Annotated in this window: 13 protein-coding genes; 3 read left to right on the top strand and 10 right to left on the bottom strand. The window is 69.7% G+C overall.

Annotation, left to right across the window (positions count from 1 at the left end):
- Positions 1-17 precede the first annotated feature (17 nt).
- The 4 genes from ACGFNK_RS41055 to ACGFNK_RS41070 all read right to left on the bottom strand — a co-directional run bounded on the left by ACGFNK_RS41055 (position 18) and on the right by ACGFNK_RS41070 (position 4,752).
- Positions 18-950 carry a carbohydrate ABC transporter permease gene (locus ACGFNK_RS41055; RefSeq protein WP_393425023.1) on the bottom strand — a complete coding sequence of 311 codons (933 nt, stop codon included), beginning with the start codon at positions 948-950 and terminating at the stop codon, positions 18-20.
- Positions 947-1,873 (bottom strand): carbohydrate ABC transporter permease, encoded by a 927-nt coding sequence (locus ACGFNK_RS41060; protein WP_393425026.1) that lies wholly within the window; start codon positions 1,871-1,873, stop codon positions 947-949. The genes ACGFNK_RS41055 and ACGFNK_RS41060 overlap by 4 nt, the downstream gene beginning before the upstream one ends.
- Before the next feature lies 1 nt (position 1,874).
- Positions 1,875-3,257: an ABC transporter substrate-binding protein gene (locus ACGFNK_RS41065; RefSeq protein ID WP_393425029.1), complete on the bottom strand. Its 1,383-nt coding sequence runs from the start codon at positions 3,255-3,257 to the stop codon at positions 1,875-1,877.
- 352 nt (positions 3,258-3,609) lie between these two features.
- Entirely contained in the window at positions 3,610-4,752 is a 1,143-nt protein-coding gene (locus ACGFNK_RS41070) for a LacI family DNA-binding transcriptional regulator (protein WP_393425032.1), read from the bottom strand.
- Between the two features lie 276 nt (positions 4,753-5,028).
- Here ACGFNK_RS41070 and ACGFNK_RS41075 point away from each other — a divergent pair, with 276 nt between their 5' ends.
- From ACGFNK_RS41075 to ACGFNK_RS41085, 3 genes are all read left to right on the top strand, one after another.
- Complete coding sequence (locus ACGFNK_RS41075) at positions 5,029-5,523, top strand: MarR family winged helix-turn-helix transcriptional regulator (RefSeq protein ID WP_393425065.1); 495 nt, start codon at positions 5,029-5,031, stop codon at positions 5,521-5,523.
- 141 nt (positions 5,524-5,664) lie between these two features.
- Positions 5,665-6,471: an MBL fold metallo-hydrolase gene (locus tag ACGFNK_RS41080; RefSeq protein ID WP_393425035.1), complete on the top strand. Its 807-nt coding sequence runs from the start codon at positions 5,665-5,667 to the stop codon at positions 6,469-6,471.
- 2 nt (positions 6,472-6,473) lie between these two features.
- Positions 6,474-6,890, top strand: coding sequence for a nuclear transport factor 2 family protein (locus ACGFNK_RS41085; protein WP_393425038.1), 417 nt, complete (start codon positions 6,474-6,476; stop codon positions 6,888-6,890).
- Positions 6,891-7,150: 260 nt separating this feature from the next.
- Here ACGFNK_RS41085 and ACGFNK_RS41090 read toward each other — a convergent pair whose 3' ends face one another.
- From ACGFNK_RS41090 to ACGFNK_RS41115, 6 genes are all read right to left on the bottom strand, one after another.
- Positions 7,151-8,434 carry an NAD(P)/FAD-dependent oxidoreductase gene (locus ACGFNK_RS41090; RefSeq protein WP_393425041.1) on the bottom strand — a complete coding sequence of 428 codons (1,284 nt, stop codon included), beginning with the start codon at positions 8,432-8,434 and terminating at the stop codon, positions 7,151-7,153.
- Between the two features lie 47 nt (positions 8,435-8,481).
- Positions 8,482-9,147 (bottom strand): haloacid dehalogenase type II, encoded by a 666-nt coding sequence (locus ACGFNK_RS41095; RefSeq protein ID WP_393425044.1) that lies wholly within the window; start codon positions 9,145-9,147, stop codon positions 8,482-8,484.
- Positions 9,148-9,217: 70 nt separating this feature from the next.
- Positions 9,218-10,156 carry an aldo/keto reductase gene (locus ACGFNK_RS41100; RefSeq protein WP_393425047.1) on the bottom strand — a complete coding sequence of 313 codons (939 nt, stop codon included), beginning with the start codon at positions 10,154-10,156 and terminating at the stop codon, positions 9,218-9,220.
- The gene (locus tag ACGFNK_RS41105) at positions 10,153-11,613 is read right to left on the bottom strand and encodes an aldehyde dehydrogenase family protein (RefSeq protein ID WP_393425050.1); all 1,461 of its coding nucleotides are present in this window, start codon (positions 11,611-11,613) and stop codon (positions 10,153-10,155) included. Before ACGFNK_RS41105 ends, ACGFNK_RS41100 begins: the two co-directional genes overlap by 4 nt.
- Entirely contained in the window at positions 11,610-12,563 is a 954-nt protein-coding gene (locus ACGFNK_RS41110) for a succinylglutamate desuccinylase/aspartoacylase family protein (protein WP_393425053.1), read from the bottom strand. Before ACGFNK_RS41110 ends, ACGFNK_RS41105 begins: the two co-directional genes overlap by 4 nt.
- A 23-nt stretch (positions 12,564-12,586) precedes the next feature.
- Positions 12,587-13,909 (bottom strand): aminotransferase class III-fold pyridoxal phosphate-dependent enzyme, encoded by a 1,323-nt coding sequence (locus ACGFNK_RS41115; protein WP_393425068.1) that lies wholly within the window; start codon positions 13,907-13,909, stop codon positions 12,587-12,589.
- Between the last annotated feature and the right edge of the window lie 170 nt (positions 13,910-14,079).

The raw sequence follows: 14,079 nt of genomic DNA on the forward strand, positions 1-14,079 counted from the left end.
CGGGAGTGTTGGGGGCGTTACTGCTTGACGCTTCCGGTCGCCAGACCGCTCTGCCAGTAGCGCTGCAGCATGAGGAAGGCGATGACGAGCGGCACGATGGAGATCATGGAGCCGGTCACGACGAGCGGGAGCATGTCGCTGCTGGCGCCGCCCCCGCCGTTCTGCGCCTGGGCGGCCCAGGCGGAGAGGCCGACCGTGATGGGGTAGAGACTCGGGTCGTTGAGCATGATCAGCGGCAGGAAGTAGTTGTTCCAGGTCGTCACGAGCGTGAAGAGCAGGACGGTCACCAGGCCGGGGCCCAGCAGCCTGAGAGCGATCCGGAAGAAGATCCGTGCCTCCCCCGCCCCGTCGATGCGGGCGGCCTCCAGGAGGCTGTCCGGGACCGCGTCGGCCGCGTAGACGCGCATGAGGTAGAGGCCGAAGGGGTTGACGAGGGAGGGCAGGATGATCGCCCAGGGGGTGTTGACCAGGCCGACCTTGGCGAACAGAAGGTAGGTCGGGATCGCCAGCGCGGTGGCCGGGACCATGATGGCGCCGAGTACGAGGTTGAAGGCGGCCCGGTCGCCGCGGAAGCGGAACTTGGCGAAGCCGTAGCCGGCGGCAGCCGCGATCATCGCCGCGCCGACTGCGCTGACGACGGCGTACACGGCTGTGTTGAGCAGCCAGTCGACGAAGACGCCGTCGTCCTGGGTGAAGGTCTGACTGATGTTCGCCCACAGTTGCGGGGCTCGGGAGAACCACAGGCCGAAGCTGTCGAACAGGCCCTGGGTGCTCTTGGTCGAGGCGACCAGCAGCCAGAACAGCGGGAGGAGGAAGTAGGCCAGGGCCGCCAGCATGGCGATGGTCAGCGGGGTGCTGCGGCGGGGGGACGCGGACCGGCGCCGCTTCGGCGCGGTGGGGGCCGGGCCGTCGGCCGGTGCGGTCGTGGCCTTCGGCATGGTGGTCGTCACTTTTCCCTCCTTCGGTTCGCGGTGAGCAGCACGGCGTAGGAGGCGATGACGATGACCAGGCCCAGGAGGAAGGACACCGTGGCCGCGTAGTTGACCTGCTGGCCGGTGAAGGCGAGGGAGTAGGCGTAGAGGTTGGCGGTGTAGGAGCTGCTGATGACGTCGGGGGCGATCTTCATCAGCAGGCTCGGTTCGTTGAACAGCTGGAAGCTGCCGATCACCGAGAACAGCAGGGTCAGCAGAAGAGCGGGCCGCAGCGCCGGGAGCTTGATCGACCAGGCGACTCGCCAGGCTCCTGCGCCGTCCATCGCGGCCGCCTCGTACAGGTCGTGCGGGATGGTCCGCAGGGCCGCGTACAGAATGATCATGTTGTAGCCGACGAACTCCCAGGTCACGATGTTCGCCAGGCTGCCGAGCATCCAGCCCTCGCTGAGGAACTGCGGGGCCGGCAGGTCGAGATTGCGGCTGAGCTGGGCGAAGGGGCCGAAGTCGGGGCCGTACAGGTAGCCCCACATGAGCGTGGCGACCACACTCGGGACCGCGTACGGCACGAAGATGCCCAGCCGGATCACGCGCGCAAGCCGCAGCAGGCCGCTGTCGAGCGCGAGCGCGAACAGCAGGGCCAGCAGCAGCATCAGCGGCACCTGGACGACGAAGAACAGGGCCACGCGGCCGACGCCGTGGAGGAGTTGAGGGTCCTTGAGGGCGGTGACGTAATTGTCCAGGCCGACGAACACCGTGCCGCCGATGAGCTGTTCCTGGAAGAGGCTGAGGTAGGCGGCGTAGCCGAGCGGGGCGAGGAACAGCAGGAGGAAGAGGATCAGGAACGGGGCGACGAACAGAGGTCCTGCCGAGCCGGACCGGCGACGTGGCGACGGTCCCGCTCGGCGCGACTTCTTGGCGTAGGCCGCGGTCGTGGCAGCCATGTCAGGTCCCCTTGACCGTGAAGCCCTGCTTCTTGGCGTACGCCGTGAGCCGGGACTGCCACGCACCGAGCGCGTCGACGGTGTCGGACTTGGCCGCGAGGGACTTGCCGACGGTCTCGGTCCAGTCGGTCGCCGCCTGGTCGAGGAACGGCGGCCACTGGAACTCGGGCGAGACCGTGTCGCTGATGTCGGCGAAGATCTGGTTGACCTTCTGCCCGCCGTAGAACTCGGGCGCGCTGCCGGTGAAACTCGCGTCCGCGAGCAGGGCTTTGGTCGCCGGGAAGAAGAACTGCTTTGTGGCGAACATCTTGGCGCTGGCCGGGTCGCTGTTGAGGAACTGGGCGAACTGCGCTGCCGCGATCTTGTTCTTGGTGGCCGCGGTGACCGCGGTCGTGGAGCCGCCCCAGTTGCCGGCAACCGGCTTGGCGGCATCCCACTGCGGCAGCGGCGCCGCCCGCCATTTGCCCGAGGTGGACTTGGCCGAGCCGGCCAGGAAGGACGGGCCCCAGGCCGCGGTGAGCCAGGTGGCGTACTTGCCCTTGTTGAACCCGGCGTACCAGGGGTCGGCGAAGTCCGGGTCGGTGCTGATGACGCCTTCCTTCGCGAGCCCGCCCCAGTATTCGGCAAGTTTCTGGGAGACGGCGTCGTCGACGCTGATGGAGAGATTACTCTTGCCCGAGGTCGCATACGGCTTGGCGCCCGCCTGCCACAACAGGCCGTGCCAGGCGGCGGGTTCGTTCGCTGCGAGGTTGGTCAGGTAGACCTTCGGGTCGGCCTTGTGGAGCTTGCGTGCGGCGGCCGCGAACTCGTCCCAGGTCTCGGGCACTTGGATGCCGTGCTTGTCGAAGATGTCCTTGCGGTAGAGCATCCCCATGGGGCCGGTGTCCTGGGGGATCGCCCAGACCTCGCCGCCGGGTCCGCTGACCTGTCCCCAAGTCCAGTCGACGAACTGGTCCTTCAGTGCTGTGGCGCCGTACGGGGCGAGGTTCAGCAGGCTGTTGGTGATCGTGAAGGTGGGGATCGCCTGGTACTCGATCTGCACCATGTCCGGTGCGCCGGTTCCGGCCTTCAGCGCCGTACGCAGCTTGGTGTAGTGGGCGACGCCCTGGCCGGCGTTGACGACCTTGACCTTGATCGCGGGGTACTTCTTCTTGAAGAGCGCGACCTCCTGCTGGATGTCCGGGACCCAGGTCCAGAACGTCAGCTCGGTCGGCGTCTTCATCGCCTTGTCGATGTCGGCCTGGCTCACCGGCTCTGCGGATGAGGAGCCGGAGTCGCTGTCGCCGCTGCACGCGGCGAGTGCGGCGCCGAGGGACACCGCGCCGGTCGCGGCGAGGAACCGCCGGCGGCTCATGGAGGACGTGGGAACGAAGGATCGGGGCATGGTGAACTCCCGCCAAAGGGCAGACGTTGGGAAGGCGATGGGCAGAGGGACGGAGCGCCTGGCGAGGACGCTTCGTATGAGTGGGGAGGAGAGGTGCGAGGGGGGAGGTGTGAGGAGGGGTGAGGCGCGGACCGTCGCTACCAGGGCATCGGGGTCGCCATGTTCGGGTCTGCGTCGCGCGGGGTGCGGCCGGCACGCGCGTCAGGTGCCGTATCGCAAGTAGTCCACGGTCGTAAGTCCGCGGTCGGGGAAGGTTTTTGACGGGCAGTGAGCGCAGGCTGAAGTCTCATCGCCCGGCCATGAGCAGGCGCCACTCGGGCGGCCGACGAATGCGGTTCAGTTGATGGTGGGGTCAGTTGACGGTGGGCTCGGTTAATGGCGGGCGGCCGTCCCCGGCCGGAGGCGAGTGTGCCGAGCCGCCTGTGCGGGAGGCCGTACGCCGCCCGCGTGCCGGGGTCTTCCGGCTCGGCGGGGGTGCGGTCGAGGCGCGGACGACGAGTTCGACCGGCGGATCGTGCGCCGGCGCCGGCTCCGCGTCCGGTTTCTCGATGGCCTGCACCAGGAGCCGGATCCCGTCGTTCGCCACGGCGTCGAAGGGCTGGCGCATCGTGGTCAGTGGAGGAGTGACATAGGCCGCGACGGGGACGTCGTCGAAGCCGACGACACTCACATCGCCCGGCACCCGCAGGCCGGCTTCCGTCAGCGCGCGGATCAGACCGATGGCCATGTCGTCGTTGGCGGCGAACACGGCGGTGACGCCCCCGGCGGAGGCGAACTCGCGGCCCGCCGCGTAGCCGGATTCGGCCGACCAGTCGCCCTCGATCACGGGCGGCTGTTCCCTGCCGCGTGCCGACAACGCCGCCCGCCAGCCCCCCAGACGGTCCCGGGCGGCGAACCACCCCTGCGGACCAGCCAAGTGATGGACCGTCACATGACCAAGGTCCAGCAGGTGTTCGGTGGCCGCCCGGGCCAGCGACTCGGCGCCGACCCCCGCGGCCACGGTCCGTGGACCGCCGAACACCGCGGGCGCACCGAGGACGAGGACCGGCACATCGACGCTGAGCGAGACCGATCCCTCATCGATCGGTTCGGATACGACGATGCCGTCCACACCCTGCTCGAGCAGTGACTCCACGGCCCCGGCGACGCCTCCCGGCTCACCCTCCAGGGTGTTGACCACCCGGATGGCATAACCCGCGTCCCGGGCGGCCCGCTCGACGCCGATGAGCAGCGAGGCGGGCCCGTACAGGGCGGTTCCCAGCGTGACCACGCCGATGGTGCGGGAGCGCCCCGAGGCCAGTGCCCGGGCCGCATTGTTCATCCGGTAGCCGAGTTCCTCGGCGGCTTCGAGCACCCGCCGGCGCACCTCGTCGGACACGTACCGCTCACCGTTGAGGACCCGCGACACCGTCTTCTGTGAGACACCTGCCAGCCGGGCCACGTCCACGCTGCGCGGCGCGGCGGGGCTGCCGCCCCGACCTCCCACTCGCGTCATTCCGTCTCCCGATGTTCGGCGGCTCAAATCCTAGCCAGTCACGGCCCGTTGCCCTGCAGCTCACCCGACCGGACCGGGTGGTCAGCTGTATGACTGCGCTGTCATGACTGCGGTGTCATATCTACGCAGTCGAACAGGACGTGTCAAGACTTCGCGCACCATCGCGGCAACCGGGCCGCAACGCACGACCCCCGCCCCACAGGCACCGAGCCTCCCGCCTGCGAGCAGGCGCGGTAGGTTCCGCCTGGACGAACATACGGAGGTGCTGTGGACGAGCTGGACGAGCAAAGGCAGATCACGACCGCCCAGGAGGCGGCCGACAACGCGCTGGTCCTGGCCTTCGGACGGTTGCAGGGTGCCGCGAACCGGCTGGAGTACATCCTGGGCCGGAAGATCGAGGAGGAGTGCGGGATCAGCCACCTGATGTACGAGGTGCTGCTGATCCTGGGACGGGCCGGCGACCCCGGGTTGTCGATGCGGGCGATCAGCCAGGAGCAGGTGCTCAGCACCGGCGGGGCGACGCGGCTGGTGGACCGGATGGAGGCGGCCGGGCTGGTGCGACGCGTCACGGATCCGAACGACGGCCGGGGACGCCTGGTGCGGCTGACACCACTGGGCGAGGAGACCGCCGTACGCGCATCCCGGCTCCACGTGGAGAACATCAAACGGTACTTCCTGGAGCCCCTGCCGCCGTCCCACCGGGAGCGCTTCGCGGAGGACCTGCGGATTCTGAGCCGCTCGGCCCGGGACTTCCTGCCGCTGCTGCCCTGAGGGGCGCTGCACGGTCGCCGGGCAGCATGGCGTACCCGCTGCGAGAGCCGGTTTACGGCAACCGGACGCCCACGATGGAAATATCTGACGCGTCAGATAATGTTCCTGAGGAGACTACGTTCGAGAGTTAGGAACCTCCCCATGAACACGCTCGACTTCAAGATCCTCGATCTGGACTTCCCCGCCGGCAGCAAGAACAAGACAGCCACCCTCGTCACCGGCGAGAGCGAGGCCCTGCTGGTCGACGCCGGCTTCACCCGGGCCGACGGACACCGGCTGGTCGCTGAAATCCTCGACTCCGGCAAGCGGCTGACCACCGTGTTCATCAGCCATGGCGACCCCGACTTCTACTTCGGCGCCGAAGTCCTCGCCGACGCCTTCCCCGAGGCGAAGTTCGTCGCCACCGAGCACGTCATCGAGCACATCCACCACTCCTACGAGGGCAAGCTCAAGGCGTGGGCGGCCCTCGGCCCGAACCTGCCGACCCGCCTCGTCGGCCTCGAGCCCGTGACCGGCGGCCTCAGCCTGGAAGGCCACCTCTTCGAGCTCAAGGGCGGCCCGGCCGGACTGCCCGACCGGCATTACCTGTGGCAGGCCGAGCACCGCGCGATCCTGGGCGGCGTCCTGCTGTTCCAGAAGGAGCATGTCTGGGTGGCCGACACTCCGACTTCTGAGGATCGCTCCGCCTGGCTCGATCTGCTGGACGAGATGGCCGCCCTCGAGCCTCAGCTCGTGGTGCCCGGCCACCGGCTCCCCGATGCCCCCGCCGACGCCTCCGCCATCACTGCCACCCGCGACTACCTGGTGGCGTTCGAAGAGGAACTGACCAGTGCCGCCGACGGCGCCTCGCTGACCGAGGCGCTGGTCAAGCGCTACCCGGACAACGGCATGGTGATCGCCGCCCAGATCGGTGCCAAGGTGGCCAAGGGCGAGATGAAGTGGGGCTGAACGTGACCGAGTTCGCCGCCTCCACCGCCCCCGCCGACGTCGTACGCCGCCAGTACCTGGCCTCCGCCGCCGGGGACCTGGACGCCCTGCGCGCCACCCTCGCCCCCGACGTGGAGTGGACCGAGATGGCCGGCTTCCCGCTCGCCGGCACCTACCGCACCCCTGACGGCGTCACCTCCCAGGTCATGGAGCAGCTCGCCAAGGAGTGGGACAACTGGGTCGCCCACGACGACACATACGTCGTCGACGGCGAGAACGTCGTCGTCCTGGCCCGCTACACGGCCCTCAACAAGGCCACGGGCAAATCGATCGACGTGCGCGTCGCGCACCACTTCGTCCTACGGGGCGGGCTGATCGTCCGCTTCGAGCAGTTCGTGGACACCGCCAAGGTCCGGGACGCGATGACCACCGGGGCGTGACCGCGGCGACGCCGGACGGCCGACGTCTCGCGGTCACCCGCCCGACGTCGGCCGCCCTCCGGGGATGCTTGGTGGCTGGTCCGCTGCTCTTCAGTCGACAAGGATTCGGGAACCGTCGAGGCCAGTGATCGTTTTCCCGTCGGTACCGGGTGGCCGTCCACGGTCACGGCGACATCGGCGTGACCGTGGACAGCTTCTTGCGGCACTCCCGCGGCCATGTCGCGGAAGGCCCCCGCAGTGTCACCGGTGTCGGCGCTTGCTCAGAGCAGGCGGTCCTTGGCCTTGTAGTAGGCGCCGCCGAACGGCAGGAACCAGGCGGTGCCGTTGTAGAAGGGGACAGGAACCTTGGGAAAGCCGAGGTCGCGCAGCGGGTTGGCCTCAGGCTTGCCGTCCATCATCTCGGCGACCGCGCGGCCCATGTAGGTGGCCATCTGGACGCCGTGGCCGCAGTAACCCATGGAGTAGTAAAGGCCGTTGACCTCGCCCGCGTGCGGGACGCGGTCCCAGGACATGCCGACCATGCCGCCCCAGACGTAGTCGATCCGCACCCCGGCCAGCTGCGGGAAGATCTCGGTCATCTCCCGCTTGAGGATGTCGCCGCTCTTGACGTCGGAGGCGGGGTTCGAGGGGGCGAAGCGGGCCCGGCCGCCGAAGGCGAGGCGGTTGTCCGGGGTGAGGCGGACGTAGTGCCCGACATTCTTGTGGGCGACCAGCAGGCGGCCGTTCGGGATGAGTTCCTTGGCGCGCGCCTCCCCCAGCGGCTCGGTGACGATGATGAAACTGCCGACGTTGATCAGCCGCTTCCGGAACCACGGCATCGACTTGTCGGTGTAGGCGTCCGTCGCCGCCATGACCTGCTTGGCACGGATGGTGCCGTTCATGGTCTCCACCTGGAAGCCGCCGCCGGGGAGGCGGGTGAGGCCGGTGGCGGCGTTGCGCTCGTGGATCTCGGCGCCGGCACGCTCGGCGGCGCCTGCCAGGCCGCCGACGAACTTGCCCACGTGCAGGCCCGCGCTGAGCGGGTCGAGCAGGGCACCGTGGTAGTAGTCCGAGCCGAGCTCGGCCCGCAGGTCGCTCTTGCTCAGGACGACCGTCTCGTGGCCGAAGTTCTCGGCCAGGTCGCGCTGCTTGGCCCGCAGGCCCTCGAAGTGCCCGGGCTTGCAGACCAGGCCGAGGCGACCTGAACGGTTGAAGTCGCAGTCGATCTTCTCCCGGACCGTGAGCTCCTCGACGACGTCGACCGCGTCGCGGAAGGCGTTGTACAGCTCGAGGGCTCGCTCCTGGCCGTAGCGCTTGCGGGCGTCGGCGGGGCTGATGGTGATGCCCTGGGTACACATGCTGCCGTTGCGCCCGGAGGCGCCCGAGCCGACCTTGTCCTTCTCGACGAGGACGACCCGGGCGCCCTTGCGGGCGGTGTGGTAGGCGGTGGACAGGCCGGTGAGGCCGCCGCCGATGACCACCACGTCCGCCTCGGTGGGCAGGTCCTTTCCGGACCGGTCGGGCAGGGCGGGGGCTGTGTCCAGCCAGTAGGGGATCTGCTTCATGGCGTGCGTCCTCTGTGTTTTCGGTCTGTTTCGCCGTTGCGCGTCGGTCAGCAGCCGAGCAGCTTCGGCAGGCCCGACAGGTCGGGCAGCTCGTCGTACGGCTGGTAGTCGGCGCTGCCCGGGTGGCCGTAGCGGTTGATCCACACCCGACGCTTCAGGCCGAGGTCGCGGGTCGGGATGTGGTCGTACTCCCAGCCCTGGGCGGTGTGGATGACCTGGGACGGCTCGACGCCCATGGTCTTGAAGGCGTGCTCGAAGGTCTGGCGGTCCGGCTTGTAGGCGCCGGCCTGCTGGGCGGTGATGACGTAGTCGAACTCGACACCGATGTTCTCGACGTTCCGCGCGATCAGGTTGTCATCGGTGTTGGAGATGATGGCGATCTCGTACTTGGTCTTCAGCGCGCGCAGCGCGTCCGGGACCTCGGGGAAGGGGCCGAAGGTGGGGACGGCCTCGACCAGGGCGTCGCCGTCGGACGTGCGGTACTCCAGGCCGTGCAGGCGCATGGCGTTCCGCAGGCTGGAGTGCAGGATCTCGTGGTACGGGCGGTAGGCCTCCAGGACGGCCTGGAAGCGCATCACACGGAAGTCGTCGAGGAACTCGTCGACATCCAGGTTGTCCAGGTCCAGCCGATCCTCGATGACCTTCAGGGTCGTGGGGGCGAGCTCGAAGTTGATCAGGGTCGCATAAGCGTCGAAGGTGACGATCTCTCGCATGGTGTTCGCCTCAGTCTCGCGGGTTTCCGGATTTCCAGGGGGTGGGTTGGGGCGGGGCGGGGTGGGGGCTTCAGACGACGCGTTCGCCGGGGGTGACGATCGCGTCGAGTGCGGCCAGGGCGGCGGGGTCGGGGATCCAGTCGGCCGCCGCCGCGTTGGCTGTGACCTGCTGAGGTGTCATGGCGCCGCAGATGACGGAGCCGACGGCGGGGAGCGCGGCCAGTGCGCCCACGGCGACCTGGAGGAGGGTGAGTCCTCGTTCGGCGCCGTACGCGGTGAGCGCCTCGGCCTTGTCGAGGGCCGCGTCGGTGAGCCAGCCCTGCCGCCAGGACAGCCGGCTGCCGGGCGGAGGCTGCTCACCGCGCCGGTACTTGCCGCTGAGCAGGCCGTTGGCCAGCGGGTAGTACGGCAACAGGCCCACGCCGTGGCGCAGGCACGCGGGGATCAGGTCCTGCTCCACGCCGCGGTCGAGCAGGTGGTAGCGGGCCTGGGTGGACACGAAGGCGTCGGTGAGGTGCTCGGCCGGGAGGTTGGAGCAGCCGATGTACCGGATCTTGCCCTCGTCGACCAGCTCTCGGAGCGCGGCCACCGTCTCCTCCAGCGGGGTGACGCCGTCCGGCTCGTGGTATTGATACAGGTCGATCCAGTCGGTACCGAGTCGGCGCAGTGACGCCTCCACCGCGTACCGGAGGTAGGCACGTGCCCCGCGCGGCCCGTACAGGTCCGCGTCCCGGCCCATCTCCATACCGAACTTGGTGGCCAGCACGACCTCGTCACGTCTGCCCTTGAGGGCGGCGCCGAGGAGCCGTTCGCCGTCACCGCGCCCGGTGCCGCTCTCCCCGACCCCGCCGTACATGTCGGCGGTGTCGAAGAGGGTGATCCCGGCGTCGAGGGCGGCGTGGACGACGGCCTTCGTGCCGTCCTCGTCGACGCGGGCGCCGAAGTTGTTGCCGCCGACGCCCACCACCGAGACGGCCGGGCCACGTTCACCGAGCGTGCGGTATCTCATGACCGGTTGCCGAAGCCGATGCAGACGTTCTTGGTCTGCGTGTAGCTGTCTAGTGCTGCGAGGCCCTTCTCCCGGCCCCAGCCGCTGTGCTTGTAGCCGCCGAAGGGGAGTTCCACGCCGGTGCCGACGCCGGTGGGGTTGACGTAGACCTGGCCGGCCCGGATTCCCTCGGCCAGGCGCATCGCCTTGTCGATGTCGCGCGTCCAGACATACGAAGCGAGGCCGTACGGGCTGTCGTTGGCGATGTCCAGGGCCTCGTCGGCGTCGTCGAACTCGATGACGGTGATGACGGGGCCGAAGATCTCCTCGCGGGCGCACCGGGCGTCGTTGGTCAGGCCGGTCAGGACGGTCGGCTCGACGTAGTAGCCGTCGGCCAGGGCCGGGTCGGACGGCGCACGGCCGCCGGCCCGTGCCACGGCGCCCTCCTCGCGGGCCAGGTCCAGGTAGCCCAGCACCCGGTCGCGCTGCCGGGCGGCGACGAGCGGGCCGACGTCCGGGTCGGTGAGACCCGGGCCGACGCGCAGTGCGGCGGCGTGTGCAACGAGCTTGTCCAGGAACTCCTCGGCGCCGCGCTGGAGCAGCAGTCGGGTGCCGGCCGAGCAGGTCTGCCCGGCGTTGCCGAAGGCCGAGGCGGCGACTGCGCCGAGGGCCAGGTCGAAGTCGGCGTCGGCGAAGACGACGACCGGGGACTTGCCGCCCAGTTCCGTGACGGAGGGGACCACGTTGGCGGCGGCGGCCTGGGCAACCTTGATGCCGGTCGGTACCGAGCCGGTGAAGGTGACCTGGTTGATGTCCGGGTGGCCGGCGAGGGCCGCGCCGGTCTCGCCGTCACCGGGGACGACGTTCAGGACGCCCGGCGGAAGGCCGCACTCCAGGGCGATCCGGGCGATCTCCAGCGGGGTGAGCGGCGCCTCCGGGGAGGGCTTGAGCACCACCGTGCAGCCCGCCGCCAGCGCCGGGGCGGAACCCCGCGCGGTGTTCTGCAGGGGGTAGTTGAAGGGGATGATATGGCCGGAGACGCCGATCGGCTCGCGGACGGTGTAGTCGATCAGGCCGGGTCCGAGGGGGATCGTGGTGCCGCCGAGCTTGTCGGCGACGCCCGCGTAGAACTCGAAGTAGCGGGCGGCGGCTTCGACGTCGGCCTTCGCCTGGCGGAGCGGCTTGCCGACGTCCTGGCTCTCCAGACGCGCCAGCCGTTCACCCTGGTAGCGGATGGCCTCGGCGATCCGGTACAGGATCCGGCCCCGGTCGGAGGCGCGCATCCCGGCCCAATCGGGAGAGGTGAACGCCGCCCGTGCGGCGGCCACCGCCTGGTTGACGTCCCCCTCGCCGGCCAGCGCCACCTGGGCGATGGCCGTCCCGTCGGAGGGGTCGAGGACCGTGAAGGAGCGGCCGTCGGCGGCGGGGACCCGCTTGCCGTCGATGAGCAGTTCGGTCAGCTGCAGTTCGCCGGTCATGGCCGGATCTCCCCGAGGACCTCGCCGAAGATGACGACCTCGTCGCCGGGGCGGACGGTGCGGATCCGGCGGACCCAGAGCACGATGCCCTCCTGCGGGGCGCTGACCTCTTCCAGGGTGTTGCCGTAGTGGTCGGTGATGGTGGCGATCAGGTCGCCTTCCTTGCAGGTCTCCCCCGGCTCGGCGTGAGCGACGAAGAAGCCGCCGGAGGCGGAGCGGGCGAAGGTACCGGAGACAGTCTTGTAGGTGTCCCGCAGCTCCGCCTCGCCGTCGGTCATGCCGAGGCTGCGCAGGATGTTGCGGACCGAGTTCATGTGCTGCTCGACGTTGGCCTCGCGGTAGGTGGCGCCACCGCACTCGATGGTGATGGCGGGCTTGCCGGCCTCGAGAACGGGGTGGCGGACCGTGCCGCCCCACTTGCCGCCCTTCCAGACCAGCTCGTGCCCGGCGGCGAGAGCGATGTCGGTGGCCAGGTCCTCGTAACCGCCCTGGAGGATGACCAGCGGGGCGATCTCGCCGTAGGCGCCACCGGTGTGCAGGTCGACCACGGCGTCGACGGCCGGGACGACCTTCTCGACGAAGGTGGCGGCCAGGCGCTGGGAGTACGAGCCCTCCGCGTCGCCGGGGAAGATGCGGTTGAGGTTGAGGTGGTCGATGCCGCTGGCGCGGGCGGCGGCCTCGAAGGCCGGGGTGTTCAGGCAGGGGATGCCGACGACGGTGCCGCGCAGGGTGGCCGGGTCGATCTCGGCGAGGACACGCCGGATGGCCTCCTGGCCGTCGTACTCGTCGCCGTGCACGCCCGCGTCCACACACAGGACCGGGCCGTCCTGCGCGCCGTTGACGACGATCAGCGGTATGCCGAGCTCCACGCCGTAGCTGCTGGTGCCGACCGGGATCAGGCCCTGGGCGCGCTCGCCGGGGGCGACGGTCAGCGGACCGATGGAGTACATGTGGTTCCTTTCCAAAAGGTGGATCAGATGCGGTTGGAGGCCTCGGCGAGGGTGCCCGCGAGGATCGCGGCGATACGGTCCAGGAGGGCGCGGTCGCTGATCAGCGGGGGCGCGATCTGGACCAGCGGCGCGGAGCGGTTGTAGACGCGGGCCAGCAGGCCGGCCTCGCGCAGCCTGCGCGGGATGAGGTCGAGGATCAGGCCGGCGCGGGCGAGGTCGCTGAAGCCGCCGTCGTCGAGGTCGCCGACGAGTTCGCAGGAGTAGAAGAACCCGGTGCCGCGGACATCGCCGACGATCGGCAGGTCCGTGAGGGACGCCATGCGGTTCGCGAAGTGGTCCTGGAGGCCGCGGACGTTGTCCAGGACTCCGTCCCTCTCCATGATCTCCAGGTTGCGCAGGGCGATGGCCGCGCTCAGCGGGTGACCGGCGAAGGTGTAGCCGTGGTTGAGGACCACGCCGGGCCGGTTGATGACGTCAACTACGCGGTTGCTGACGAGAGTTGCTCCCATGGGGGCGTATCCGGCGGTGATGCCCTTGGCGACGGTGACGATGTCCGGGCGGGCGCCGTAGCGGTCCCCGCCGAACCACTCGCCGACCCGGCCGAAGGCCGTGATCACCTCGTCGGCGACGAGCAGGAAGCCGTACCGGTCGGCCAGCGCCCGCAACCCCTGCCAGTAACCCTCGGGCGGGGTGATGCAGCCGCCCCGGTTCTGCACCGGCTCGGCGATGAGCATCGCGACGGTCTCCGGGCCCTCGGCCAGGATCGCGGCCTCCAGCTCAGCGAGCAGCCATGCCGTGTACACATCGTCGTCCGCGAACTCCGGTGCGAGTCCGAAGCGGTTGGTGTTCGACACGAACCGGGTGTCGATCGCCGGCGGGCCGTACGGCTCCGTCAGGCCGGGGTCGTCGGTGAGCGACAGGGTGCCGATGGTCAGGCCGTGGTAGGCGCCGCGCCGGGCGATGGCCTTGGTGCGGCCCGGCTCGCCGCGCAGGGCGTGGTATCGCCGTGCGATCTTCCAGGCGGTCTCGACGGCCTCGGCACCGCCGCTCGAGAAGAAGGTGTGCTCGATGTCCACGGGGGCGATCCGGGACAGCCGCTCGGCGAGTTCGATCGCCGTCGGGTGCGCGGAGCCGGTCCACAGCGGGCTGTAGCACAGCTCGCGCAGTTGCCGCTCGGCGGCCGCGGCGAACTCGGGGCCGTAGGAGTAGCCGAGCTGGCAGCAGTACAGCCCTGACAGGCCGTCGATGTAGCGCCTGCCCTCCGCGTCGTCGACGTACGGACCCTCCCCTCGCCGGACGACGAGGAGGTCTTCGCCCTCGGGACCGAGCGAACCGTTGGCGGTCATGTTCAGCAGCAGGTGCCGCTGAGCGGTCGCGGCGGTCAGCTGAGCGGCGGCGGTGGTCACACGGCCTCACCTGCCGGAGCGGCGACTCCTACGGTGTTTTCGACGGACAGGAGGGAGTCCTGGCGTCCGGAGCCGAGCCAGCGCACGAGGGCGACCAGGCCGAGGGCGAG

This window comes from Streptomyces sp. NPDC048825, assembly GCF_043198355.1.
Lineage (GTDB): Bacteria > Actinomycetota > Actinomycetes > Streptomycetales > Streptomycetaceae > Streptomyces > Streptomyces xiangluensis.

Excerpts from the sequence above, each read along its gene's own strand:
- ACGFNK_RS41060 (WP_393425026.1), bottom strand. The coding sequence starts at position 1,873 with ATGGCTGCCACGACCGCGGCCTACGCCAAGAAGTCGCGCCGAGCGGGA.
- ACGFNK_RS41065 (WP_393425029.1), bottom strand. The coding sequence starts at position 3,257 with ATGCCCCGATCCTTCGTTCCCACGTCCTCCATGAGCCGCCGGCGGTTC.
- ACGFNK_RS41095 (WP_393425044.1), bottom strand. The coding sequence starts at position 9,147 with ATGCGAGAGATCGTCACCTTCGACGCTTATGCGACCCTGATCAACTTC.
- ACGFNK_RS41090 (WP_393425041.1), bottom strand. The coding sequence starts at position 8,434 with ATGAAGCAGATCCCCTACTGGCTGGACACAGCCCCCGCCCTGCCCGAC.
- ACGFNK_RS41070 (WP_393425032.1), bottom strand. The coding sequence starts at position 4,752 with ATGACGCGAGTGGGAGGTCGGGGCGGCAGCCCCGCCGCGCCGCGCAGC.
- ACGFNK_RS41080 (WP_393425035.1), top strand. The coding sequence starts at position 5,665 with ATGAACACGCTCGACTTCAAGATCCTCGATCTGGACTTCCCCGCCGGC.
- ACGFNK_RS41105 (WP_393425050.1), bottom strand. The coding sequence starts at position 11,613 with ATGACCGGCGAACTGCAGCTGACCGAACTGCTCATCGACGGCAAGCGG.
- ACGFNK_RS41115 (WP_393425068.1), bottom strand. The coding sequence starts at position 13,909 with ATGACCGCCAACGGTTCGCTCGGTCCCGAGGGCGAAGACCTCCTCGTC.
- ACGFNK_RS41110 (WP_393425053.1), bottom strand. The coding sequence starts at position 12,563 with ATGTACTCCATCGGTCCGCTGACCGTCGCCCCCGGCGAGCGCGCCCAG.
- ACGFNK_RS41100 (WP_393425047.1), bottom strand. The coding sequence starts at position 10,156 with ATGAGATACCGCACGCTCGGTGAACGTGGCCCGGCCGTCTCGGTGGTG.